Genomic DNA, 24,017 nt, shown 5'->3' on the forward strand with positions numbered 1-24,017 from the left:
CAGATGAAGGCATCGTGGAAAAAAGTTGTATGGATCGCAGCCCCCCTGCTGGTTATTGTCGGCAGTGCGGGCTACGCGATGACAGGTGGCACGACCACCGAAGCGGCAGAAGGCGCGACCCTTGCGAGCAATGTATCCTCACAGGTCGTCAGCTCGCAACCGCTCAGCGCGGAGGAAGCAGCCCTGCTGGGGGGCGCGAAACCCGCTCCAGCTCCGGTGCCGACAGCGGCAAGTGCTTCCTCCAACACGACGGCAACCCCGACGTCCACCGCAAGTTCGGTTGACCAAGCGACGCTGGATGCGAACAATCCGTTTGTGGTGCAGACGGCACCGGCAGCTTCCACAGCGGCAACCCCGCCTGCAGGGGTCGCGAGCAATTTCCAAATCAATCAGGTCAAGGACATGGCGTTTGAGACCAATACGACGCAAGGCAAGTTGAAAGTCGAGTTTACGCAGTCTGACGGCAAATTCAAGCTCGAAGGCGAACTCGAGGGTCGCAAAATTGAGGTGCAAGGTGAGCAGGCCATGCAGATCATGAATCAATTGCTCACCGGCTACCAGCTCCAAGACGCGCTGACCGCCACGCTTCAAGGCAAGCAAGTCCAACTCGATCCGAAGGTGCTCAGTGTGATCCAGACCCTCGATATCGAGATGAAAGACGGACGCAAGATCGAGTCCAAAGGCAAAAGTCCCACGGACGAAGGCAAGCATGACAACGGCAAGCACAAAGGCCAGGAGAAACAAATGGAGAAGGGCAAAAGCAAGAAGCACGACGATTGAGTGCGTCTGTCACAGGATCGATATGTGATGAGGCAGTGTTTGCGCGTGTAGTTTCCTTTGCGATCATAATGGGCGATTTACGTCTTGTTACGTAACGATACGACAGGGTTGAACGAAACAGGTTGCCTGACGGAACGAATCTCAGGAATCCCCGTGGCCAATTTTTGGCTGCGTTGATCATAGATGTCGAGTCCCCCAACACCTACCCGTCCCCCTTTTTGAACTGTCACCGATTGCGGTGGCAGTTTTTTTGCTAGAATAGAGGGTGGGAGCGGTACAGAAGTAAGGAGTGTTTGCCGTTATGGGAATGGATCTACTGCGCAGGCTACCCGCTGTGCATCGACTGCTCGACCACCCGGTCTGCCGGGAGTTAATCGAGCAGTACTCACACCGCTTCGTCTCGCGCATGGCGGGTGAGGTGATTGGTGACCTCCGCACCGCGATCGTTGCAGGAGCGGGTTGCGAAGCAGACCTCCAGCCAGAGGTGCTGGCGGGACAGGTTGCACAACGCGTGCAGGCACAATTTCAGCCGCATTATCGCCCGGTGATCAACGCCACCGGCGTCGTCCTACATACCAACTTGGGTCGTGCGCCGTTGCCAGATGTTGCCGTCCGCGCCATCGATCGCACTGCACGGGGCTACACCAACCTCGAACTCAACCTCGCTACAGGCGAACGCGGTTCGCGCTACGACCATGTCGAGCGCTTGATCTGCGAACTGACAGGGGCGGAGGCAGCCCTCGTCGTCAACAACAATGCAGCCGCCGTCCTCCTCGTGCTCAGCGAGATGGCTAAGGGCAAGAGCGTGGTCATCTCGCGTGGGCAACTCGTGGAGATCGGCGGATCGTTCCGCGTCTCCGAAGTGATGCGAGCGAGCGGCGCGCACCTCGTAGAAGTTGGCACGACCAACAAAACGCACGGCTACGATTATGAACGCGCCATCGATGACGAGACCGGGTTGATCCTAAAAGTACATACCAGCAACTTCCGCGTCGTCGGATTCACGCATCAGCCGGAACTGGCAGACCTCGTCGCCCTCGCACACGCCCGCAACGTCCCGGTCTATGAAGATCTTGGCAGCGGCTCGTTGATCGATTTGCGCAGCTATGGAATTGGGGATGAACCGACGGTTGGCGAGAGTGTGCGGGCGGGTGTGGACATCGTTTCATTTAGTGGTGATAAATTGCTCGGCGCGGCACAGGCAGGAATCATTGTCGGCAAGCAGGAATATGTAAAAAGACTCAAGAAAAATCAGCTTACACGCGCTCTTCGTGTGGACAAGTTCACATTGGCGGCGCTGGAAGCGACACTGATGCTTTACCGCGATGAGGATATCGCCAAGCGCGACGTCCCGACAATTTGGATGCTGTTGCGCACACCGACCACGATGAACACGGATGCACAACGCTTGCACCAAGGGTTGGCCGACGTGTTCGGTGAACGAGCTGATGTACGCTTGGAGGCGGGCTTGTCACAGGTGGGGGGCGGATCGCTTCCGACCGAGGAGTTGCCGACATGGCACGTGACGGTCAAAAGCCGTCATTTCTCCCTCAATGAATTGGAACACCAACTTAGACATGTGGACATGCCTGTCATGACCACCCTGCAAAAGGAGGCTTTGCACTTCGATGTCAGAACAATCTTCCCACGAGAAATCGAAACTGTCGTCACCAGCGTCGGTCAAGCCGTCCAACGACTCGGGTGATGCGGTGTTGCCGAGCGAAAGCGTGCGGCTCACCCTACTGACTGAAAAAGCTGGCTGAGGATGCAAAATCGGCCCAGCCGACCTGGCGCAAGTTTTGCGCCATCTACCGAAGGATGCAGTACCGAACGCAAACTTGATTGTCGGCATCGACACCTCGGACGATGCGGGCGTCTATAAATTAAACGAAGAGACCGCGCTGGTGCAGACATTGGATTTCTTCACGCCTGTTGTGGACGATCCCTACATGTTCGGCGCGATTGCGGCGGCCAATGCGCTGTCTGACGTCTATGCGATGGGTGGGGTTCCGTTGACGGTCTTGAACATCGTCGGGTTCCCGATCTCCAAGCTGGACAAAAAAATCCTCGCCGACATCCTGCGTGGCGGTGCTGACAAGGTCCGCGAGTCGGGTGCGATCATCGTCGGCGGTCACTCGATCGACGACACAGATCCGAAGTACGGCATGTCGGTGACTGGCACCGTGCATCCGCAGAAGGTCTGGACCAATGCCGGGGCGAAACCGGGTGACAAACTTCTGTTGACCAAGCCGATCGGCGTGGGGATCGTCACCACAGCGATCAAGCGGGGCAAGGCTTCGGCCGAAGCGATTGAACTTGTGACGCAGACGATGGCAGAGTTGAACAGAGTGGCTGCGGAAGTGGCGCACGGATTCACCGTACATGCGTGTACCGACGTGACGGGATTTGGTCTGGCCGGTCATGCGCTGGAGATGGCACGCGGGGCGGGAGTTGGGATTGTGTTGCACGTGTCTCAAGTACCGACGCTCCCAGAGACACGGGCATACGTGGAGCAAAAGATCTACCCAGGCGGAACCGTGCGGAACATGGAATGGGTACAAGGGGATGTGTCGTTCGAAGGTGTGGACGAGGATTCCAAAATCATCCTGTGCGATGCGGTTACATCGGGTGGATTGTTGTTCTCGATCCCGGCCGACCAAGCAGATGCGATGGTGGCCCAGATGCAGGAACGGGGTTTGGCCTACGCTGCGGTTGTCGGTGATGTGACGCACGATCATCCGAGCAAGATTGTGGTTCGACCCTAAAGCACGAACTTCATGGATGGAAAAAGGGACCTGCTCTGTGGAGAGGTCCCTTTTTTCAGTTGGGAGTCAGAAGGGACGTGGGGAGGAGACGTTAGTGCTTGTTTGGGTCGAGGACCCAAGACTTGAGGTGTTCGCGGAGTTGTTCGAACTTGAGCAGGACAAAGTCTGTCCGGTGTGCTTGCTCACGAACTTCAGCATGCAATTCACGCACAGCCTGTTCCACATTGTCCAAACGCAGGAGGGCACCATCCAGCTTGCCATTCAACTCGCAGAACTGCAAGGTCCACTTTTGATCCATCGCTTCAATTTTCTGGTCTTGTTCGAGAAAGCGTTGGTTCACTTCTGCGCGGAACAGTTCTTGGTTGCGGGCGAGTTGTTGGAGGCTTTGCATGAAGCGCTGCTGGTTCTCGAACAACTGTTCCTGCCCGACGAAAAGTTGTGCTTGACCTTCGGAGAGTTGTTGGAGGCTTTGCATGAAGCGCTGCTGGTTCTCGAACAACTGTTCCTGCCCGACGAAAAGTTGTGCTTGACCTTCGGAGAGTTGTTGGAGGCTTTGCATGAAGCGCTGCTGGTTCTCGAACAGCTGCTTCTGCCCGGCGAATAGTTGTGCTTGACCTTCGGAGAGTTGGTGAAGGTGAGACAGAATTTGTTCTTGCGTGGTGGTGTTCATGGGGAGTCCTCCTTTGGGGGTGATGGGGACAGTGTAAGTCGTTTTATTCATTCAAGCAAGGAAAGTTTCACTAATTAATACGGCGACCGAATTATAGAATCCATGAGCAAGGATCGATGGAAACAAACCATACCGACGGTAAAACCAATAGGACAAGGGCCCGATCAGCAGCCCCAATTCGACCATTCGCACGTACCCAGACGAGGCATCCCCCGCAACATGCGTGCCTGCCCACAACAGCGAGGAGAGCAAGGCAACGCCCCACCCTGGCATCCACCGTCGCAACCACACATCGGCCAGCCGTCTGTACACCAGCTCTTCATAGATCCCCGCCGCCAGACCAGCTGCGATAGGTACAGCCCACGGCCAGGGGCTGCGCGCGAGTACCTCGTGGACAGACTCCTCAGGAAGTGTACCACCCAGGAGTTGCACCACCGATACAACCAGCAATCCGAGCCCTACTTGAACCGCTGCAAACACGACCCCAAGCCCAACTTTACGCCAAAATACCAACCCCGGTCGCCAATTGGCCCCTCCCGATGCCCCCCACCACTGGCGCATGCTCAACGGCCCTCGAACCCCTACAACCCCTGCTCCGAAGGTCGCCAGCCCGTACAGCAAACCTTGCAATGCTCCGTACATCGAACCCCACTGGACCCAAGTCGTCAACCAGACCACCAGCCCGAGCAACAGCGGGGTGGTCGGTAGCTGTTTGATTCGTGTTAGTAAATAGTAAGCCCCCACCAAGGGGAGTACGATTGTATGGAAATTCATAAGTTCAATCACCGAAATCAAGTCTCATTCCCCCTCGAGGACAGTGTAGCACAATTGTATAAAAATTGGTTGACAGACCAGTAGTATGTAACTATACTAGTACTTGCTATGAACGACATAGTACAATGGGGATGAACACTCCATTCATTCAAAAGGGCGATGACCTTCGGGTGCATCGCTTTTTTCATGGTTGCAATTCGCTTAAAATCTTGCTATAGTAAGACCGTTCTTGAATTATCAGAATTGTTCCAAGCGAATTTTCCGTCTTTTCTGGGTAGACACGTATAGAAACTGGGATGATCTGTCTATATTGTGAATAGGAACGGACACAGAATGTCAAGGTTATGTTACATTTCTGTGATAATTGCTAGATTTGGCTTTTGCTCGCTTGAAATCATGTAGCAGTTCGCATAATGTTATATGTGATTGTCCCAAGGTTAGAATTAATCAAAAAACATAGATAGCAGGTGGACCCCATGGCTTTATTGGAAAAAATACAACGATTTAATCGACTGTTGCAAAAATCGGCGGCGAATGGTGTGGACTTTATGGAGCTGGCCAAGCTCCTCAGCGATATGGTTGACTCCAACGTGTACGTCGTAGGCAAAACCGGCAAGATCCTCGGTTTCGGACTTGCGGAGTACGAACTGACCTTGGAGTGGAACCAGATCATGACGGTTGATCAACGCTTCCCAGGCGAGTTCAACGAGAACTTGTTGAAGTTCGGGGAAACGACCAAAAACGTCGAACACAAGGAACCGTTCTACGTCTTCAGCCCAGAAGAAAACGAAGTGTTCAAAAAGAAAAACATCACCCTCGTCCCGATCGTCGGCGGCGGTACCCGTCTGGGCACTCTCGTCCTCGCCCGTCTGAACAAGGAATTCAGCGATGATGACCTGATCCTCGCGGAGTACGGAGCAACGGTTGTCGGCATGGAGATCATCCGTTCTGAGCAAGAGGAGATTCACGAGAAAGCTCGCCAACGTGCAATGGTGATGATGGCGCTCGAATCCCTGTCCTTCTCTGAGCAAGAAGCGATCCAGCACATCTTTAAGGAACTTGAAGGTTCTGAAGGTCTGCTCGTCGCTTCCAAGATCGCAGACCGCGTTGGCATCACCCGTTCGGTCATCGTCAACGCGATTCGCAAGCTGGAATCGGCTGGCGTCATCGAGTCACGGTCGCTTGGCATGAAGGGGACCTACATCAAAGTCCTCAACCCGCTGTTCCTCGACCAACTCGCAGCGCTCGACAAGTAAATCAACAGCTCACCGCATGTTAGGCAAAAAGAACCCGACCTCGTAGGAGGTCGGGTTCTTTTTTTATTTCAGGGTCTCGACCAGCGCTTGAAAAATCGCCTCCGCAGCTGCGTCTTGGAACTGCGGGTCTTTGGCTTTTTGCTCGTCGCGTTGGTTGGTGAGGAAGGCGGTCTCGATCAACACAGCGGGTTGCGGGTTCTCGCGCAGGACGTAGTAGTCGCCAAATCGTGTGCCGTGGTCGGGCAGTCCGAGGTGTTGGACGAGTTGGTCTTGGATGCGCGAGGCGAGTTCGCGGTCTAGTCCTGTCTCGTTGTACGAGAATGTCATCGTCCCCGACAGGTTGGGGTCGGCGTTGGTGTTGTAATGCAGGGAGACAAATGCATCACAAGCCTCCTGTTTCGATGTCTGTACACGCTCGTCTAGCGAGATGAACTGGTCATCGGAGCGGGTGAGCACAACCCGTGCCCCTGTCGCTGTCAATTTGTTGGCGAGCAAGCGGGTGAGCGGAAGGGTGAGGTCTTTCTCGTAAACCCCGGTCGAGCGTCCGATCGCGCCGACATCGTAGCCGCCATGCCCAGCATCGAGCACGATCGTCTTGCCGTGCAGCACACCGTCCAGAGATTGCCCGCGCTCCGGCAAGTGGGTGATGTCGCCGTTGACCTGCGGTAGCCAACCGGCGACCCAAGCGCGCTGCCCGTTGGCCAAGTTGATCTCCAACCACTTGCCCGACTTCCCGGTCACCGGGTAGGTGGACCCCGCAGCACCTGTCTCCAGCAACGCAAAGTTCGTCCCTGGGCCGCTGCGGATGTTCGTGGTGTCCTGCAGGGTGAGCGTCGGGTTTCCTATGTCAGAAGTCTTGGGCCCTGGGACAGTCTCTGTACTAGGTAGAGGTTTGCCCGGCAGCTTCAAATACTCCGCCTTCACATAGGCTTTTCTCCCTTGCCAGTCGATCTGCATCCAAGCGCTGTCTTCCTGTGTGACTTGGACGAGATCGCCCTGTTTGAGGGTGCCGAGGATCGGGGCAGACTGGGAAGGGTCAGCTCGCACATTCAAGCTGTCGATCAACACGGTCGCCCGCTCCTGCTCCGCTTGGGCGTTGCGTTTGGCTTTGGCTTCGTTGAGCGTTACATAGGACTTCGCCACCCAGCCGACCCGTTCGTCGGGCAGGCGGATCTGTACCCAATCCGCACTCTGTTGGAGCACTGGGTAGGGCGTACCCGGTTGGATCGTCGTCACGACCTCGAAGGATGTGCTCGCGCCACCGCGTACATTCAAACTCGCGACCGTCGCCTCCGCGACGCTGATCGTCGGGTTGGACGTGGCGAATCGCCCGCCCTCTTTGACGAGCGAGGCGTGAATCCAACCGGTCTTGCCGTTCTCAACTTGCACGTGATACCAGCCGTTCTCCGCTGTCAGGACGGTCAGTTGGTCACCATAGTCGGCATGCCCGACCACCGGATCTTCGGTCGAGGCACCTGCGCGAATGTTCACATCGTAGGCGATTACTTTCACGTACCGACCGTTGTCTGCGGCCACCGCCACCACGGAGAACAGCAGACTGAAACAGATGACGAGGGCGACGAGGATTGATTTCCGGTTCAAGGTGCGGTCCTCCTCTTGGACATGTGTTTTGCCACCCCTATTCGTCCCTTGAAAACAGGATTCCTGCCCTTCGACACCGTTTTTTTCCGATCCGACAGGGAAGGCTAGAAGCAGACGAATTGCGACACCCTCACACCCCCAAGGAGGTCTTCTGCATGCGTAAGTCCATTCACCAGCAAGTGTCCGCCTATATGAACAAAAGGCTGCTCAACGTGGACTTCCACGACTTCCTGCAAAAACAGATCTACCTCGAAGATGTAGAACTCGCCACTGAGTTCTCGCTGACCTCCCGCGAAGTGCAACAGCTGCGCACCAAGCTGCAAAGGTAGTAGACGGAGAGCGTTGTGACCGTTACACTGGTGTCTGGAGGTGAAGCCCTTATGCGGATCGCCATCGATCTTGGCAACCCGAATTACCAGAAGGAAACGGAGCGCCTGCTCCACCTGTTCTTCGAAGAAGACGAAGTGTCGTTCGATGCACAGGAGGATGCGGCGCTGTTGATACGAGTGTGGACGGAGGAGGAAGCAAACTCCGTCACAGCACGGGCTGAGCTGCACGATCGACGCGACGGTCGGAGCTACACGAGCTTTTTTACCAAAGTCTTGGAACCGGGTCTCAGTGCAAATCTGCGCATGAAACGCGGCAAGCCGGCCGTTCTGCGCGCCTTGCACGACCTGTTGGAACAACTGACCGGCGAGCACCAACCGTGGGGCATCCTGTTTGGCGTGCGTCCGCTGAAACTTGTGCACAACATGCGCGAACAGGGCCGGGACAACGCCTACATACGCCAAACCCTGCGCAACGAACACGCGATCTCGGCGGAGCGCATCGACCTGTTGATGGAGATCGTCGACGCCCAACTCGCCACGATGCCCGATCTCTACGAGATCGACAAGGAAGTCAGCATCTATGTTGGCATCCCATTTTGCCCGACACATTGTGCCTACTGCACGTTCCCGGCCTACTCGATGGAGGACAAAGCAACGTATGCGCCGTCCTTCCTCGACGCGCTGGATCGGGAGTTCGCGGCGATCGGCGCGTTTTTGCAGGAGTACAACATCCCGGTCACGTCCGTCTATCTGGGCGGTGGCACACCGACTTCGCTAAAAGCTCCAGAATTGGAGCGCGTGATGAAAGGGATCTACGCGCACATCCCCGGTTCACAGCGGTGGCGCGAGTTCACGGTGGAAGCGGGGCGTCCGGACACGATTACACCGGAGCGTGTAGAAGTCATGCGCCGATACGGGGTCAACCGCATCTCTGTCAATCCGCAAACCTTCAAAGCGGAAACGCTAAAGACGATCGGTCGCGGTCACACGCCGGACATCGTCGACAAGCGGTTCCACCTCGTGAAGGAAGCAGGATTTGAAAACATCAACATGGACATGATCCTCGGTCTGCCCGGCGAAGATCTCGACGATGTGCGCCACACCCGCCAGCGCATTGAAGCGCTGAACCCAGACTCGGTCACCGTACACACGATGTCGTTCAAACGCACTGCTGTCGTGAACAAGGAACGCGACCAGTACACGATCCCGCACACGCGCGTCGTGCGCCAGATGATGGCGGAGACGGCGGAGTGGGCGCGAGGACTTGGCTATCATCCCTACTATGTCTATCGGCAAAAAGACATCCTCGGCAACTTGGAAAACGTCGGGTACGCGCAACCTGGCAAGGACTCGATCTACAACATCGCGATCATGGAGGAGCGCCAGACGATCATCGGACTCGGTGGCGGTGCTTCGTCCAAACTGTACCGCAAGGGCGAGTTTCTCAGCCACGTCTACAACGCCAAGGAACCCAAAGCCTATGTCGATTCTGTCGAGCAGGTCATTGAGAAAAAGCTCAACGCCCTGCGCGAAGTTTTCGCCCCGGAAGAAATCAAAGAGCCACGCTCCGTCTGACGGAGTGGGGCTTTTTTGTGAACATCGGGACTAGGTGCAGGAGAATATGGTAGACTGGAATTTAGGAAATCTAATCGTACAGTGAGTGGGGAACCTATACATGTCTTCAACTGCAAAAAAAGGGCTGGTCGCCGGAGCCTTTTCGCTCGCCTTGGCGGGTTTACTTTCGAAAATTTTGGGCGTCGTTTATATCCTTCCCTTTCAGAACATGGCAGGAGACTACGTGCTGGCTCTGTACCAGCACGCCTATGCGATCTATGTCGTGATCTTGACGGTGACGACTGCGGGCATACCGCTGGCGATTTCAAAATTGATCGCCGAGCGCAATACGATGCGCGATTATGCGATGGCCGATCAGATCTACCGCGTGGGAGCCAGATACATGACGATCGCTGGGGTGATCATGTGGCTGGTGATGTTCGCCTTGGGTGGGGTGATTGCGATCTTCGTCGGGAACTATGCGGCATCGACTGCGATTCGTGCGTTGTCGTTCGCCCTGCTGGTTGTCCCGTTGTTGGCGGCGATGCGCGGGTATCTGCAAGGACATCAAGAGATGGCGATCTCCGGCTATTCGCAGGTGTTGGAGCAGTTGGTGCGCGTGCTGGTCATCCTCGTCGGGGTCTACACCGCCGTGACGATCGAGGCATCAAGCAATTGGACGGCGGCGATCGCGACCTTCTCCGGCGTGTTGGGGGCGGCATGCAGCGTCGTGTACCTCGCCCGCCATGTCGTGCGGGTGCGCCGTGAGAACAAGCAAAAAATCACCAGGGAATCCGGACTGACCAACAAGCAAGTCTTTCGCAAGATCGCGCTGATCGCGTTGCCGATTTCACTGTCTTCGCTGGTCTTGCCACTTTCGCAGAACGTCGACAATTTCACGATCACGAACTTGCTGAAGTGGGGTCTTGATATGTCCCAGACGATGGCCGATTCGGAGTTCGGGATCTTCACAGGGCGTGCGCTGCGTTTAATCGCGATGCCGTTGTCGCTGGCGACGGCGATCGGACTCTCGTTGATGCCGGCGATCACACAAGCGATCGCGGAAAAAAACACGCAGCTGCGCAACGAGCGCGTGTTGATGTCGTACCGTCTGACCAGTTTCTTTTCCTTTCCGATGGCGGCGGGCATCCTGTTGCTGGCAGGTCCGATCGACATCATGATGTTCAAAGACACCGCGGGTGCAGACACGATTGCGATGGTTTCGTTGATGGCGATCTTCTCGTCGTTTGAACTGGTGACGGCGTATGTGCTACAAGCGCTCGGGCATATGTACTTGCCGATTCGTTACATGTTTGCCGGGTTGGGGTTGAAATTGGTGTTGAACTTTGCGCTGGTGCCGTTCTATGGGATTTTTGGCGCGGCGGTCGCGAGTGTCGCCGGCTACCTGCTGTCCTCGATCTTGAACTTCCGCTCCGTGCAGAAGATCGGGGGAATTCCGCTCGCGTTCAACGACATTTTTGGCAAGCCTGTACTCGCTTCGATCGTGATGGGCATCGTCGTCTGGATCATCACGAAAATCCCATTTGAGCTGATCATTCCGTATGAGCGCTTCGCCAACCTCGCGTTGGTCTTGGTCAGTGGCGCGGTGGGGGCGGCGGTGTTTTTTGCCGTGATGGTGCTGATCAAAGGCATCACCCGCGAAGAGATGAAGCGGATGCCGGTCGTGAAAAAGTTTGTCAGATAAACGACACAGGGAGGGGTCGTTGTGACGTATCGGGAGTTGTTACGGCATCGCGGCTACTCCTTGCTTTTTTCTGGGCAGGTGTTGTCACAACTAGGGGATGCGATCTATGAGGTCGGCATCGTCTGGTTGGTCTACCGCATGACGGGGAGCGCCAGTGCGCTAGGGTGGTTGGCCTTTTGTCAGAGTGTACCGTTTCTGATCTGCGGCTTGTTGGCAGGGGCGTTTGTGGATCGCTGGGACCGACGGCTGACGATGCTGGTGTCCGATCTGGTGCGGGGTGTAGCCGTCGTGTATCTAGCGGTGCGATACGCGTATGGGAGTTTGACGCTTGCAGAAGTCTGCGCAGCGGCGGTCGTGCTGACGACGGCCCGGGCGTTTTTTCATCCCGCGATGCGGGCGTTGTACCCGGCGATGCTCAAGCGTGAACAGTTGTTGCTCGCCAACTCGCTCAGCGAAGGGGCTAAGCGCATCTGCAAAATCGGCGGGATGGTGCTCGGTGGCGTGCTGATGGCCCAAGCGCAGGGGGGGCTGGTGCTCTGGGTGAACGCCATGAGTTTCTTCCTCTCGATGCTCACGGTCTATGCCTTTGGAAAAACGCCCTCGACCGCGAGCGGTACAGGGCGTGACAAGGTCGCAGCCCCAGGTCGCCTACAAAAATCGCGGGATTCTGAACAGCGGTCGGTTCGCATGTCTGGCTCTATTTTCCGGGAAATTGGATCTGCCTTCCGGGAAGTCTACAACCAGCGCATGGTGTTTTACGCGATTCTCATCTCGTCGCTCGGATTGGTGATCTCTACGGGGCTGATCAAGGTCGGACTCCCGCTGCTTGCAGGTGTTGTCTTGCAGGGAGAAGGCGACGAATACGGGGTGCTGATGGCCTGCTTCTCGGTTGGCATGTTCATGTCGGCCGCCTCGATGCGCAGGCTCGCCCGACAGTTCACAATCCTGCAGTTGGTGGGTGTAGGCTGGCTCTGCTATGGCGCGATGCTGTTCCTGCTGTCTTTTGCCCCAACGCTATGGATGGCCTGTCTGGTGGTCGGCGCGACGGGGTTCGCGCATTTTTTGACCGACATCCCGGTGACGACGCTGATCCAGCAGACGATGCCGATGCACCGCATGTCCGCGTGTCAGAGCGTCTGGGCGACCGCTTCGTTTGGTTCGGAATCGGTAGGGGTTGCGCTCGGCGGCACGGTGCTTGGATTCGCGACGATCGGAGTCTGTTTTTCCAGTGCGGGCGGACTTTTGTTGCTGCTTGGGCTGGTTGCGCTGATAAAATTGCGCGGAAATGGGCAGAATGTGCTTGACAGACAAACTTTGTCTGAGTAATATTACATGTAAATCAATTTCAATGCGTCGTGATCTGTTGACGGGAAAAAGTACCGAAGCAATGCGTTGCCAGAGAGGAGACACCACTTGGCTGCAAGTGTCTCTCTACGCCACTTCGAGAAAGACATCTCCGAGGACTCACTGCGAACCGTCTCTGTAACGGGAGATGTGTGTAGCGGTTGGGCGTTACCGGGCGTTAACCGGCCAAAGAGGAAGCGACTGTTTCGTTGTCGTTTCAAGTAGGGTGGTACCACGGGAACTCAAAGCTCTCGTCCCTAGCGCATTGTCGCTAGTGACGAGAGCTTTTTTTCGTTACTCGAAGGAGGTTTATCTACTCATGTTGACCAATCGTCCGCGCGGGGTGAATGACATTCTCCCTGGCGATGTGGAAAAGTGGCAATGGATTGAACGCACGGCTCGCGATGTCTGCCGCCGTTTCAATGTCTCGGAGATTCGCACCCCGATTTTTGAACACACCGAACTGTTCACACGAGGTGTCGGGGAGACGACCGATATCGTGGAGAAGGAAATGTACAGCTTCCAAGATCGTGGGGAGCGCTCGCTGACCCTGCGTCCAGAAGGCACCGCATCAGCGGTCCGTGCGTTTGTCGAAAACAAAATGCACGCACAGCCGCAGCCGACCAAACTGTTCTACATCGGCCCGATGTTCCGCTATGAACGTCCGCAAGCAGGTCGCTACCGCCAGTTCCACCAATTCGGCGCAGAGGTGATCGGCGTCAATGATCCGAGCGTCGATGCGGAGATCATCGCGCTGGCGATGACGTTTTTCACCGAACTGGGGCTGAAAAACATCACGCTGGAGATCAACTCGGTTGGGTCGCCGGAGTCGCGCGAAGTCTACCGCAACGTCCTGCGTGAACACCTCGCGCCGGTCAAGGATCAGCTCTGCAAGGATTGCCAGAGCCGTTACGACCGCAATCCGATGCGCATCCTCGATTGCAAAGTCGATGCCTGCAAGCAACTGATCGTCAATCCGCCGTTCATGCTCGACCACTTGACGGAGGAGGACACCACGCATTTTGCACAAGTGCGCGAGTATCTCGATTCGTTTGGCGTCGACTACAAAGTCAACCCACGCATGGTGCGCGGCCTCGATTACTACACGCAGACGGCGTTTGAATTCATCGAGTCGGGCTCTACGCTGTCTGGCGGTGGTCGCTACAACGGTATGGTTCAACAGCTCGGCGGCCCGGATCTGTCGGGCATCGGCTTTGCCGTCGGGATTGAGCGCGTGCTGATCGCCTTGCAAAACCAAGCGGTGCAAGTGCCGCTCGAAACAGGCATCGATGTGTTCCTGGTCGCACTGGGTGAAGCGGCTCAAAAGCGCAGCGTAACCCTGCTCCAAGAACTGCGGACCACGGGCCTCGTCGCAGATAAGGACTATCTCGGCAAGAGCATGAAGGCGCAGATGAAAGCGGCCGACCGCCTCAAGGCGCGCCAAGTCGTGTTGTTAGGTGACGACGAGTTAGCGGCAGGCATCGCCAACGTGAAGAACATGGAAACAGGCGAGCAGGTTTCCGTACCGCTCAGCGAACTTGTAGAAAAGCTCCAACAGAAGCTGTAAGAGACCAGGGGAGGAACAGAAATGAGCGAGCATTTTCAAGGACAGACGTTGTTTCGCACGCACAACGCAGGCGAACTGCGCAAGGAACAAGTAGGGCAGAAAATCACGTTGACAGGCTGGGTTCAACGCCGTCGCGACCTCGGCGGCCTGATCTTCATCGACCTGCGCGACCGTTCGGGCTACGTGCAAGCGGTTTTTGAACCAACGCACAGTGATGCAGCGCTGATGGCGCTGGGTGACAAACTGCGCACCGAGTACGTCATCGCCGTGCAGGGCACTGTCGCCGCTCGCGATGAGAAAGCGATCAACAACAAGATCGCCACCGGCGAGATCGAAGTTAAAGTCGAAGCGGTGGAGATCCTGAATGCGGCCAAGACCTCACCGTTCTTTATCCAAGACAACATCGAAGTGGATGAAAACCTGCGCCTCAAGTACCGTTACCTCGACCTGCGCCGTCCGGAGATGCAGAAAATCTTCATCACTCGTTCCAAGACCGTCAAGTACTTCCGCGACTACCTCGACGACAATGGCTTCCTCGAAGTTGAGACGCCGATGCTGACCAAGTCGACCCCAGAAGGCGCGCGCGACTACCTCGTGCCGTCTCGCGTACATCCAGGCGAGTTCTACGCATTGCCGCAATCCCCGCAATTGTTCAAGCAATTGCTGATGGTGTCGGGTTTTGAGCGCTACTACCAAGTCGCACGTTGCTTCCGCGACGAAGACTTGCGCGCAGACCGTCAACCAGAATTCACCCAGCTCGACATCGAGCAATCGTTCATCCCGTTGGACAAATTCCACGAGATGATCGAAGCGATGATGACCGGCCTGTTTAAAAAAGTGATGGACGTGGAGATCCCGAGCCCGTTCCCGCGCATGACCTATGCGGAAGCGATGGCTCGTTACGGCTCCGACAAGCCGGACATCCGCTTCGAACTGGAACTGAAAGACCTGTCCGAACAAGTTCGCGGTTGCGGCTTCAAAGTGTTCAACGCAGCGGTGGAAGCAGGCGGTCAAGTCAAAGCGATCGTCGCACCGGGTTGTGCGAGCTATTCGCGCAAGCAGATCGACGAGCTCGAAGCGTTCGCGAAACGCTATGGCGCGAAGGGTCTGGCCTGGATGGCACTCCAAGAAGAAGCCGTAAAATCCCCGATCGCGAAGTTCTTCTCCGAAGAAGAGTTGCAAGCGCTGATCACCACCGTTGGAGCGACCAAGGGCGACCTGATTCTGTTCGTAGCGGACAGCAAAAAAGTCGTCGCTGATTCTCTGGGTAGCCTGCGCTCGAAACTGGGTCGCGAACTGAACTTGATCAACGAGTCGGAGTTTAAATTCCTCTGGGTCACCGAGTTCCCGCTGTTGGAGCATGATGAAGAGTCGGGCCGTTACGTAGCCGCGCACCATCCGTTCACGATGCCGATGGTAGAAGACCTGCATCTGCTGGAAACCGATCCAGCGTCCGTCCGTGCCCAAGCCTACGACTTGGCGCTCAATGGCTTCGAGATCGGCGGCGGCTCGATGCGGATCTACAACCGTGAAGTGCAAGAGCGCATGTTCAAAGCGCTGGGCTTCACGCTGGAAGAGGCGTGGGAACAATTCGGCTTCCTGCTCGAAGCGTTCGAGTACGGCACTCCGCCGCATGGCGGCATCGCGTTTGGCCTCGACCGTCTGATCATGATCATGGAGCACCGTCAATCCCTGCGCGACACCATCGCGTTCCCGAAAACTTCGTCGGCGTCCGACATCATGACGGCTGCCCCGTCCCCGGTCACCGACTTCCAGTTGGAAACCCTGCACATCGCCCGTCAAGGCAAGGCGATTGTCGAGACCAACGACCCAGTTACAAAATAGGGCTTACGTACTATTTGAATTTTCTCGCAATTCCAGTACGATAAAAGCAAGACAAATTCGCAACAGCACCTTGCAAAACCCTTCTATGTTGGTGATTGCTGTATGTTTTGATCCAACAGTTTAGTTTCGGGAGGTCCCCGTCGTACGGAAGAGTGGCGGCCGCTGGGCAAGACCCATGGCGGAACCACAGAGGCCAGAGCAGACCACCCACCTGCGCGAGCAGGTTCAAAACGTTGGTAACACGGCGGTGCGGGGTTTTATAACGGCTGTCATCCACAAACCCGATTCTCGGAAACGAGCGTCGGGTTTTTTCGTGTTCCGACAAATTTGACGAAAAAATTACAATCTCGCAGAAAATTTGTGATACTATAGATTCTGGGATAATTAATGTTCTTGAAACGAGAAGTATAGGGAATCACAATGAATCGGGGGAAATTCAGTGAAAAATAGCACGAAACAATTGCTGGTCTCGGCGTTGGTGCTCACCACAGCTTTCAGTCCGGTGACATCGTCCATGGCGGCTACGGGAACTTCGATAGGGAACTCGGCTTCTGTTCAGTCCATTCAGGATCTGGTGCTGGCGGACGTTTGGGCACAGGATGCGATCGTACAAGCTAAAGCATGGGGGCTGATGAGTGGCGATCCGACCGGGAATTTCCGTCCGCTGGATACGATTACTCGTCAAGAATTGGCGGTCATCCTGACCAACCTGTTACAGGTGCAAACGGACGTTGCGTCTGTTTCTTCTTATAAAGACGTCACCTCGGCACATTGGGGTGCTCGATACATCGCAGCCGTAACCCAAGCCGGTTTGATGCAAGGCGATGGCAACGGTGCATTCCGCCCGGACGATTCCATCACCCGCGAAGAGCTGGCGATCGTTTTGGCGCGCGCTGCTCAAGCGGATGTGCAAGGCAAGGGGGCCATGCTGGCTGTCGGTGACAAAAACCAAGTCAGCGACTGGGCACAAGACTACGTCCAAGCGGCCATTGAACTCGGACTGATGAAAGGGGACGGGACGAACTTCAACCCGACCCAACATGCACTACGCCAAGAAGTGGCGATGGTAGCTGTGAATTTTGTTAGCGCTGTGCAAAAACCGGCCGTGCTCACGGCCGTCACCGACAACTCCGTGACGATCAACGAGGCGCAGTACGCAGTCGCTACGAACTTGCAAGGCTTGCTGAACGCGAAAAACGCCGAGGCGCTCCAAGGCGCAAACGTGCGCTTCCAAGCAGAGAACGGCACGATCAAAGCGGTAACGTACCTCGAATTGACCCACGCAGGAACAGCAGTTGGCACAGGGGAAGCCGAATTCAGCCACAACCTCGTGCTCGACGGGCAAAACGCGACCGTCGGTGGCAACATCAAGATCGCCGCTGACTACATCTCAGTTCAAAACCTCAAAGTAACGGGCGATCTGGAGATCGGCAGCGCGTTGCAGAACGATTTCTATGGCAAGAATTTGCAAATTTCTGGTAAGACGATTGTCAACGGTGGGGACAACAACACCGTTGTGTTTGCAGATTCCGTACTCAAGACGGTCGACATCAACAAACAGGATGTGCGCGTCGAGCCGAAGGGTCAAACCCAACTGGAGCAAATCAACGTCAACAGCAACGCTTCGATTCAAGCGGACAGCACCGTGACGATTCCGAAACTGACCGTTCAGGGTGGGGCGGAACACGTCGACCTGAAGGCGAACATCGGAACGGTTGAATTCAACGGTGCACAGAACACCGTCTTCACCGGAGAAGTGAACATCTCGAACCTCAAAGCAGATGGCTCCGGCCTGCTCACCTTGTCTACCAAAGGCAAAATCGACAAAGTTGATGTCACCAATGCCTTCGGTTCGCTCGCGCTCGGTGAAAACGTCAAAGTCGACTCGCTGATGCTACCGGAAGGCAAGCAAGCGAAGGATGTCGTGCGTGACTATAACAACCACAACAGCCAAGTGGGCAACATCAATGGGACGCCGAACCCGAATGCCAACCCCAATGCAGGCGGCAACGCGATTCCGGAGCACGTGGTCACGAGCGAGGAGAAAGTCGCTTTTGACAAAGCAGCGCTGACCGAATCGAAACTGCTCGGACAAAACCTCGCGCTCACGGCGGTCACCAGCAACTTGACCTTGCCAAGCAAAGGCGAGAACACCTCGAACATCACGTGGGCATCCAGCGATGAATCGGTGATTACCCCCGCAGGTGTGGTCACGCGACCGCCCTACAGCAACGGCGATGTGAATGTCACCTTGACCGCGACGATTCGCAAAGGCAACGCTTTTGACACCAAGACCTTCACGGTCACGGTGAAAAAAATGAACCAAACCAATGCAGAGGCGGTAACGGTCGCCAAAAACGCGCTGACCGATAGCGTCGTGCGCGGCACCAACAGCGCGCTGACCGACGTCACCAGCAATTTGATCCTGCCGACCACAGGCGCGGAAGGCACCGCGATCACATGGACAAGCGACAAGCCGAATGTCATCGCTGAGAACGGCACGGTCACGCGTTCCTTGGTGGCAACTGAGACGGTCACGCTGACCGCAACAATCTCCAAAGGCGACGCACAGGAGAGCAAAACCTTCACGGTGACCGTTTTGCAAGATACGGAGACGCAACAAGCTCTTGAGGCTGCTCAACAAGCGTTGCAACTGCAATTCGCAACTGGCGATACGGCGAATAGCGTGTCGCAAAACCTCGTCCTGCCGACGAGCGGTGCAAGCGACACCACGATCTCGTGGACATCGAGCAATTCGAACCTCGTCTCGACAGATGGCGTTGTCACCCGTCCGCAATACGGTGCAGCTGCACACCAGGTGACGCTGACGGCAACGATCACGAAAAACGGCTACACCGTCACCAAAACGTTCGATCTGGACATCAAGTTCGCCAATGTCAAAATCCAGTTGCTCTCGATCAATGACCTGCATGGCAAGATCGACCAAACGTACCAAGAGTCGGTAACCACGACGACAGGTCCGAAGGTCGACCTTGGTCGCATGGACTACTTGGCGACGCATCTGTACGACCACAAAGCACAAAATCCGGACAACACCTTCATCGTCCACGTCGGTGATGCGACCGGCGGTTCGTCACCGGTTTCTGCGCTGTTCCTCGACGAGCCAACGGTTGAAACGCTCCAAACGATCGGATTTGGCGGCGGTACCGTCGGGAACCATGAGTTTGACCGTGGCACCCAAGAGCTGTTGCGTCTGAAAAATGGGGGCGCAAGCGCCAACAACCCGAACTATGCAGGCATGGGCTTCCCGCTGGTTGTCGCCAACGTTAAGTACAAGGCCAATGGCGAACATATCCTCCCGCCGTACTTCATCAAGGAGATCGGCGGAGTCAAAGTCGGCTTCATCGGCGTCGTCACCAAGTCGGCGGCGGGCATGGTCATGCCGGCTGGCATCCAAGACATCGAGTTCACCGACGAAACGCAAGCGGTCAACGAGGCGGCTGCTGAACTGAAAGCACAAGGCATCCATGCGATGGTCGTTCTCGCACACATGGACCTGACCCAAGACAGCCCGACTACGTTGTCCGGCCCGGCGGCTGATCTGGCCAAAAACGTGGATGCGGATGTTGACGTGATCCTCGCGGCGCACAACCACAAGATCGCCAAAGGCACCGTCAACAACAAACTGCTCGTTCAAGCCTATGAGTACGGCAAGGCATTTGCGGATGTGGACTTGGAGATCGACCCGGCTACCCAAGACATCGTCAGCAAACAGGCAGAAGTGGTCTACAACACGCATGATGTGGCTCCGAACCAAGCTGTCAAAAGTGTGATTGACAAATACCTCGACAAAGCAGGCCCGACTCTGCACTCTGTCGTCGGGACTTCGTCTGTCGAGATGCTTGGCGGCTATACCGCTACCGGGGATAATGCGCTGGGGAATTTGATTGCCGATTCGATGCGCGTCTCCATGAATTCCGACTTCGCGATGATGAACGGCGGCGGAATCCGCACCAACCTCAAGCAAGGCGAGATCAAATGGGAAGACCTGTTCAACATCCTGCCGTTCAACAACATCCTGACCAAAGTCTCGATCAAAGGCTCTGCTTTGACAGAGATCATCAACGCACAGCTTTCCGTCCGCTACGGGGCGGACTACAGCGTGGCAGGGTTGAACTACACCTACGACTACACCACGGCGAAAGTTACCAACGTGACCAAGTCGGACGGAACGCCGATCGACCCGAACGCGACCTACACGCTGACCGTGAACAATTTCATGGCGACGGCGACATCCTCCAAGTATGCCATCATCGGCAAATCGACGTTGAGCACGGAGACAGGACCGGAAGACTTGCCAGCGCTGATCGACTACGTGAAGTCGTTTAATGGTGCAGTTCCAGCACCGGCACTCGGCCGTATCCAGATCTCGAACACGATGACAGCGACCAACGTGCCAGGCGCGGGCGACTCTGTCAAAGTGGAAAACCTCAAACCGGGTCAAGTGATCTCGGTCTACAACATCGCAGATGCGGCTTCGACCGATAGCCATCTGCTCGGCAAAACGACCGTCGCAACGGGTGCCAACTCCGCGATCGTCTCCGGCCTGAACTTGAGCCAAACGGGCGGAACCGTCTACGTCACGATCACCGTCGGCAGCCAAGAGGGTGTCCGTTTCCCGATCACCTATTCAGAAGAGACGAACAACGGCACGCCGAACCCGACGCTCAATGTCGGCACCCCGACGTTCACGGAATCGGATGCCAATGATGGTACCGTGAGCGGCACAGAAGTTCTGACGCTTGCCAACGGTACGTTTGCAACCGATCTGACCAAGGCAGATGTCACGGTCAACAACCTCCCGGCAGGCCTGAGCTACGACGTCAGCCGTACCAGTGACACGCAATTGACCGTTTCCTTTAGTGGAAAAGCAACTGCTCATGCGGCTGCAGACAGCGTGGCGAACGCATTCATCACCGTTGCACAAGCCAAAGTCAGCGGTGCGACCGCGAACGTCTCGTCGAACAACTTTGCGATCAACTTCAAAGACCCGGCGCAACCGACCTACACTGCAATCGCCAATGCTCGTGGACTCGCGGCGAACACAGTGACCACGATTCACGGGATCATCACGGCAGACAACTCGGCAGTTGGCGGTGGCAAACTCTCGACCTATGTGCAGGATGCGACCGGCGGGGTCAACGTCTTCATGAATTCGATCCCAAGTGGAATCGATCTCAAGGAAGGCGACGAGGTCGCGATTACGGGCAAGATGACCGTGTACAACAAATTGACCGAGATTGCCCCGACCTTGGGGACCGACATCAAAGTCCTCTCGCACAACAACGCGCTCCCGGCTGTGAAAGCAACCACGCTCGCTGATCTGGCGACCGCAGCAACAGCGGAACCGCTGGAGGGCCAGTTGGTCAACGTCCACGGGTACTTGCTCAGCAAGCCGGATACCTCGACGGGAACCGCGTGGAACATGACTCTAATTGACAAGGACTTCAATACGGTCACCCTGCGCGTCCTTGGCGCGACGAACACCGCTGCAAGCCTGACTGAGGGCACCTGGTATGACATCACCGGAATCGTCGGCCAGTATGCGGACACCTACCAAGTGATGCCGCGCAAGGCTGCCGACATCTCGGCTTCCACCACGCAAGATCCGGCACCGAGCACCGTTGGCGTCATCAAACAATCGACCGTACTGCGCGGTGTGGACGGCGATACGATCAAGCTGGCAACCCCGATCTACGGCGCGGACAACGTGCGCTTCCTGTCGATCGACACGCCTGAGACGGTCTACAACAACATGTCGCAAGGTCCGCACGGCGATGCAGCGCATCACTCGCTGGACATGCTCTTGCCGCCGAACACCCCGGTCGAACTGCACTTCGGGGCTGAACCGACCGACAAATACGGCCGCCTGCTCGCACACGTCTTCAAGGACGGCAAGGACATGAACTTGGAGCAAGTCCGCTTGGGCTTCGCAGCCACGTATCAGATCTACCCGAATCTCGATGGCTTCGAGACCTATGCGAACGCACTCCTAGAAGCCAAGCAAGCCAAGCGAGGCATTTGGAACCCGGCCGACCCGCTCTTGGAAATGCCGTTCGTCTTCCGTGCTCGTCTTGACGGCAACACGCCGCTGAGCAAGCCGGTCGGTGACTTCTTCACCAAACAATACGTCGATCCGAACCTCTGGTACACGATCCCGGCGGAAAACCGCGTGTTCTTCTGGAACGAGACGGACGTCACCAATGCTGGTTTCAGCAAAAAGACATTCGCTGCCAACGATGCCTCCCTGTTCACCGACGTCTACCAAGTCGATGCAGCCAACGCTACGGTCAGCGGGTTCCCGTATGGGGTTGACATCAACACGGTGAAGGCGACCGTGCTCCCGGTTGTCGGCGCGAGCGTGAAGTACACCAAGGCAGATGGCACAACGGAAATCACCAGCGGTGCGCTGGCAACGGGCAACAAGATGATCGTCACGGCAAAGGACGGCAGCGTCAAAACCTACACGATCAACACCGATGCAATTCCGGTGCCGGCAACTGTGACCAACGTGTTGGCGACTTCGGCTGATACCAAGTCGGACGCAGTCGGCGGTGTCGTGAACACGATCCGCTGGTCTGATACGCAATACGGCATGACCTATGAAGTGTTGCGCAGCACCACCGGAACCGTTGCGGATGCGGTAAGCCTCGGCAATGTTCCGGCAGGTCGCCAAGTGCTCACCGATGCAGACGCAGAACCGGGCACGACCTACACGTACTTCGTAGTCGCGAAAAACGACTCCGGCAGCACGGCTGCCTCCGGCGTCCAAGTGACCACGGCGGCTGACCTTGCAGCTGTCCCAGAATTCGGCGCTCCGTCCTCTGTAGGAGCAACCTCGCTCGACAGCAACACCGTAGGAATCGGCGGCGTGAAAAACGTCGTGACTTGGACGGACACGGTCGGCGCTGGCGTCAGCTACAAAGTCAAGCGCGGTACCTTGGACGATGTGACCCAAGCGACTGAGATCGGCACTGTTGAGCAAGGCGTCCAACGCTATGAAGACACCACGGCCGTTTCCGGCACGGCGTACTATTACTACGTCGTCGCTACCGACGGTACCGCAAGCGCCGCTTCGAGCGGTGTCCAAGTCACCACGACCAAGGACCAAAAAAGCGTGGCCACGCACTTGGTGATCTCGCAAGTCTACGGCGGCGGCGGTAACACTGGCGCTCCGTACAAAAACGACTTCATTGAACTGTACAACCCGACCGACAGCGACATTTCGCTCGCGGGATTGTCCCTGCAATACGGCTCGGCAACCACTACGACGTGGACGTCCTTTGGTCTGAGCAAAACGATCAAAGCGCACGGATACTTCCTCGTCCAGATGGCGGCAGGAACGAACGCAGCGCCGCTTCTGCCGGAAGCTGATAACATCGGCACGATCATCCTCGCAGGTACGAGCGGCCGTGTCGCGTTGGTAAGCAATACCGATCTGATCACAGGGATCACCGATACCGACGTCATCGACTTCCTAGGCTATGGCAGCGCGACGGTCTTTGAAGGATCGGCACCTACTGCTGTGCTGACCAACACGACCGCAGCGATCCGCCGTGCCAACGACGGGACGGACAGCCTCGACTTCGGCAGCGGGTACGATACGAACAACAACGCAGCCGATTTCGTGGTGGTCGCCCCGAACCCGCGCAACTCATCGACTCCGGTCAAACCGTAAAGCGGCAACTTCAAAAAGCGATCTGGCTCTCGTGATATGATCCCCTTCAAGTAGACAGTAGGAAGAAAGCCCCCTACTATCTATTTGAAGGGGGTTTTTCATTTATGGGAAACATTCGAAAGACATA

General features: G+C 56.3%; 14 protein-coding genes and 1 other RNA gene. 12 read left to right on the plus strand and 3 right to left on the minus strand.

Going from position 1 to position 24,017, the window contains the following annotated elements:
• Positions 1-3: 3 nt before the first annotated feature.
• The 3 genes from C7459_RS16020 (at position 4) to selD (ending at position 3,545) form a co-directional block, all read left to right on the plus strand.
• Positions 4-780: a hypothetical protein gene (locus tag C7459_RS16020; RefSeq protein ID WP_109690301.1), complete on the plus strand. Its 777-nt coding sequence runs from the start codon at positions 4-6 to the stop codon at positions 778-780.
• A 301-nt stretch (positions 781-1,081) separates the two neighbouring features.
• On the plus strand, positions 1,082-2,485 hold the full coding sequence (gene selA, locus C7459_RS16025) for an L-seryl-tRNA(Sec) selenium transferase (RefSeq protein ID WP_109690302.1): 1,404 nt from the start codon (positions 1,082-1,084) through the stop codon (positions 2,483-2,485).
• 7 nt (positions 2,486-2,492) lie between these two features.
• A complete protein-coding gene (gene selD / locus C7459_RS16030) occupies positions 2,493-3,545 on the plus strand; it encodes a selenide, water dikinase SelD (RefSeq protein ID WP_425450729.1) in 1,053 nt (350 codons plus the stop codon).
• Positions 3,546-3,636: 91 nt separating this feature from the next.
• On the opposite strand, the gene C7459_RS16035 is transcribed toward selD, so the two are convergent.
• Positions 3,637-4,215, minus strand: coding sequence for a hypothetical protein (locus C7459_RS16035; protein WP_109690303.1), 579 nt, complete (start codon positions 4,213-4,215; stop codon positions 3,637-3,639).
• 51 nt (positions 4,216-4,266) lie between these two features.
• Positions 4,267-5,001, minus strand: coding sequence for a CPBP family intramembrane glutamic endopeptidase (locus tag C7459_RS16040; protein WP_245884583.1), 735 nt, complete (start codon positions 4,999-5,001; stop codon positions 4,267-4,269).
• Between the two features lie 464 nt (positions 5,002-5,465).
• Between C7459_RS16040 and codY the strand changes: the two genes are divergently transcribed.
• Entirely contained in the window at positions 5,466-6,245 is a 780-nt protein-coding gene (gene codY, locus C7459_RS16045; RefSeq protein ID WP_109690305.1) for a GTP-sensing pleiotropic transcriptional regulator CodY, read from the plus strand.
• Positions 6,246-6,308: 63 nt separating this feature from the next.
• Here the strand turns inward: codY and C7459_RS16050 are convergent, their stop codons facing one another.
• Positions 6,309-7,847: an N-acetylmuramoyl-L-alanine amidase family protein gene (locus C7459_RS16050; protein ID WP_109690306.1), complete on the minus strand. Its 1,539-nt coding sequence runs from the start codon at positions 7,845-7,847 to the stop codon at positions 6,309-6,311.
• A 155-nt stretch (positions 7,848-8,002) separates the two neighbouring features.
• Between C7459_RS16050 and C7459_RS23420 the strand changes: the two genes are divergently transcribed.
• The 8 genes from C7459_RS23420 to C7459_RS16085 all read left to right on the plus strand — a co-directional run bounded on the left by C7459_RS23420 (position 8,003) and on the right by C7459_RS16085 (position 23,890).
• The gene (locus C7459_RS23420) at positions 8,003-8,176 is read left to right on the plus strand and encodes a hypothetical protein (protein ID WP_170119504.1); all 174 of its coding nucleotides are present in this window, start codon (positions 8,003-8,005) and stop codon (positions 8,174-8,176) included.
• A gap of 51 nt (positions 8,177-8,227) precedes the next feature.
• Complete coding sequence (hemZ, locus tag C7459_RS16055; RefSeq protein ID WP_109690307.1) at positions 8,228-9,751, plus strand: coproporphyrinogen dehydrogenase HemZ; 1,524 nt, start codon at positions 8,228-8,230, stop codon at positions 9,749-9,751.
• A gap of 100 nt (positions 9,752-9,851) precedes the next feature.
• Complete coding sequence (locus C7459_RS16060; protein ID WP_109690308.1) at positions 9,852-11,435, plus strand: putative polysaccharide biosynthesis protein; 1,584 nt, start codon at positions 9,852-9,854, stop codon at positions 11,433-11,435.
• 21 nt (positions 11,436-11,456) lie between these two features.
• Complete coding sequence (locus C7459_RS16065; protein WP_109690309.1) at positions 11,457-12,761, plus strand: MFS transporter; 1,305 nt, start codon at positions 11,457-11,459, stop codon at positions 12,759-12,761.
• A 337-nt stretch (positions 12,762-13,098) separates the two neighbouring features.
• Positions 13,099-14,346 (plus strand): histidine--tRNA ligase, encoded by a 1,248-nt coding sequence (gene hisS / locus C7459_RS16070; protein ID WP_109690310.1) that lies wholly within the window; start codon positions 13,099-13,101, stop codon positions 14,344-14,346.
• A 21-nt stretch (positions 14,347-14,367) separates the two neighbouring features.
• On the plus strand, positions 14,368-16,191 hold the full coding sequence (gene aspS / locus C7459_RS16075) for an aspartate--tRNA ligase (protein WP_109690311.1): 1,824 nt from the start codon (positions 14,368-14,370) through the stop codon (positions 16,189-16,191).
• A gap of 74 nt (positions 16,192-16,265) precedes the next feature.
• Positions 16,266-16,451: non-coding RNA, 6S RNA (gene ssrS, locus C7459_RS16080), on the plus strand.
• Positions 16,452-16,630: 179 nt separating this feature from the next.
• The gene (locus C7459_RS16085; protein WP_109690312.1) at positions 16,631-23,890 is read left to right on the plus strand and encodes an immunoglobulin-like domain-containing protein; all 7,260 of its coding nucleotides are present in this window, start codon (positions 16,631-16,633) and stop codon (positions 23,888-23,890) included.
• The last annotated feature ends 127 nt before the right edge of the window (positions 23,891-24,017 follow it).

This window comes from Tumebacillus permanentifrigoris (genome assembly GCF_003148565.1).
Lineage (GTDB): Bacteria > Bacillota > Bacilli > Tumebacillales > Tumebacillaceae > Tumebacillus > Tumebacillus permanentifrigoris.

Bases quoted from the DNA above. Each gene is read 5' to 3' on its own strand.
- C7459_RS16020 (WP_109690301.1), top strand. From the start codon at position 4: ATGAAGGCATCGTGGAAAAAAGTTGTATGGATCGCAGCCCCCCTGCTG.
- selA (WP_109690302.1), top strand. From the start codon at position 1,082: ATGGGAATGGATCTACTGCGCAGGCTACCCGCTGTGCATCGACTGCTC.
- C7459_RS16035 (WP_109690303.1), bottom strand. From the start codon at position 4,215: ATGAACACCACCACGCAAGAACAAATTCTGTCTCACCTTCACCAACTC.
- codY (WP_109690305.1), top strand. From the start codon at position 5,466: ATGGCTTTATTGGAAAAAATACAACGATTTAATCGACTGTTGCAAAAA.
- C7459_RS23420 (WP_170119504.1), top strand. From the start codon at position 8,003: ATGCGTAAGTCCATTCACCAGCAAGTGTCCGCCTATATGAACAAAAGG.
- hemZ (WP_109690307.1), top strand. From the start codon at position 8,228: ATGCGGATCGCCATCGATCTTGGCAACCCGAATTACCAGAAGGAAACG.
- C7459_RS16060 (WP_109690308.1), top strand. From the start codon at position 9,852: ATGTCTTCAACTGCAAAAAAAGGGCTGGTCGCCGGAGCCTTTTCGCTC.
- hisS (WP_109690310.1), top strand. From the start codon at position 13,099: ATGTTGACCAATCGTCCGCGCGGGGTGAATGACATTCTCCCTGGCGAT.
- aspS (WP_109690311.1), top strand. From the start codon at position 14,368: ATGAGCGAGCATTTTCAAGGACAGACGTTGTTTCGCACGCACAACGCA.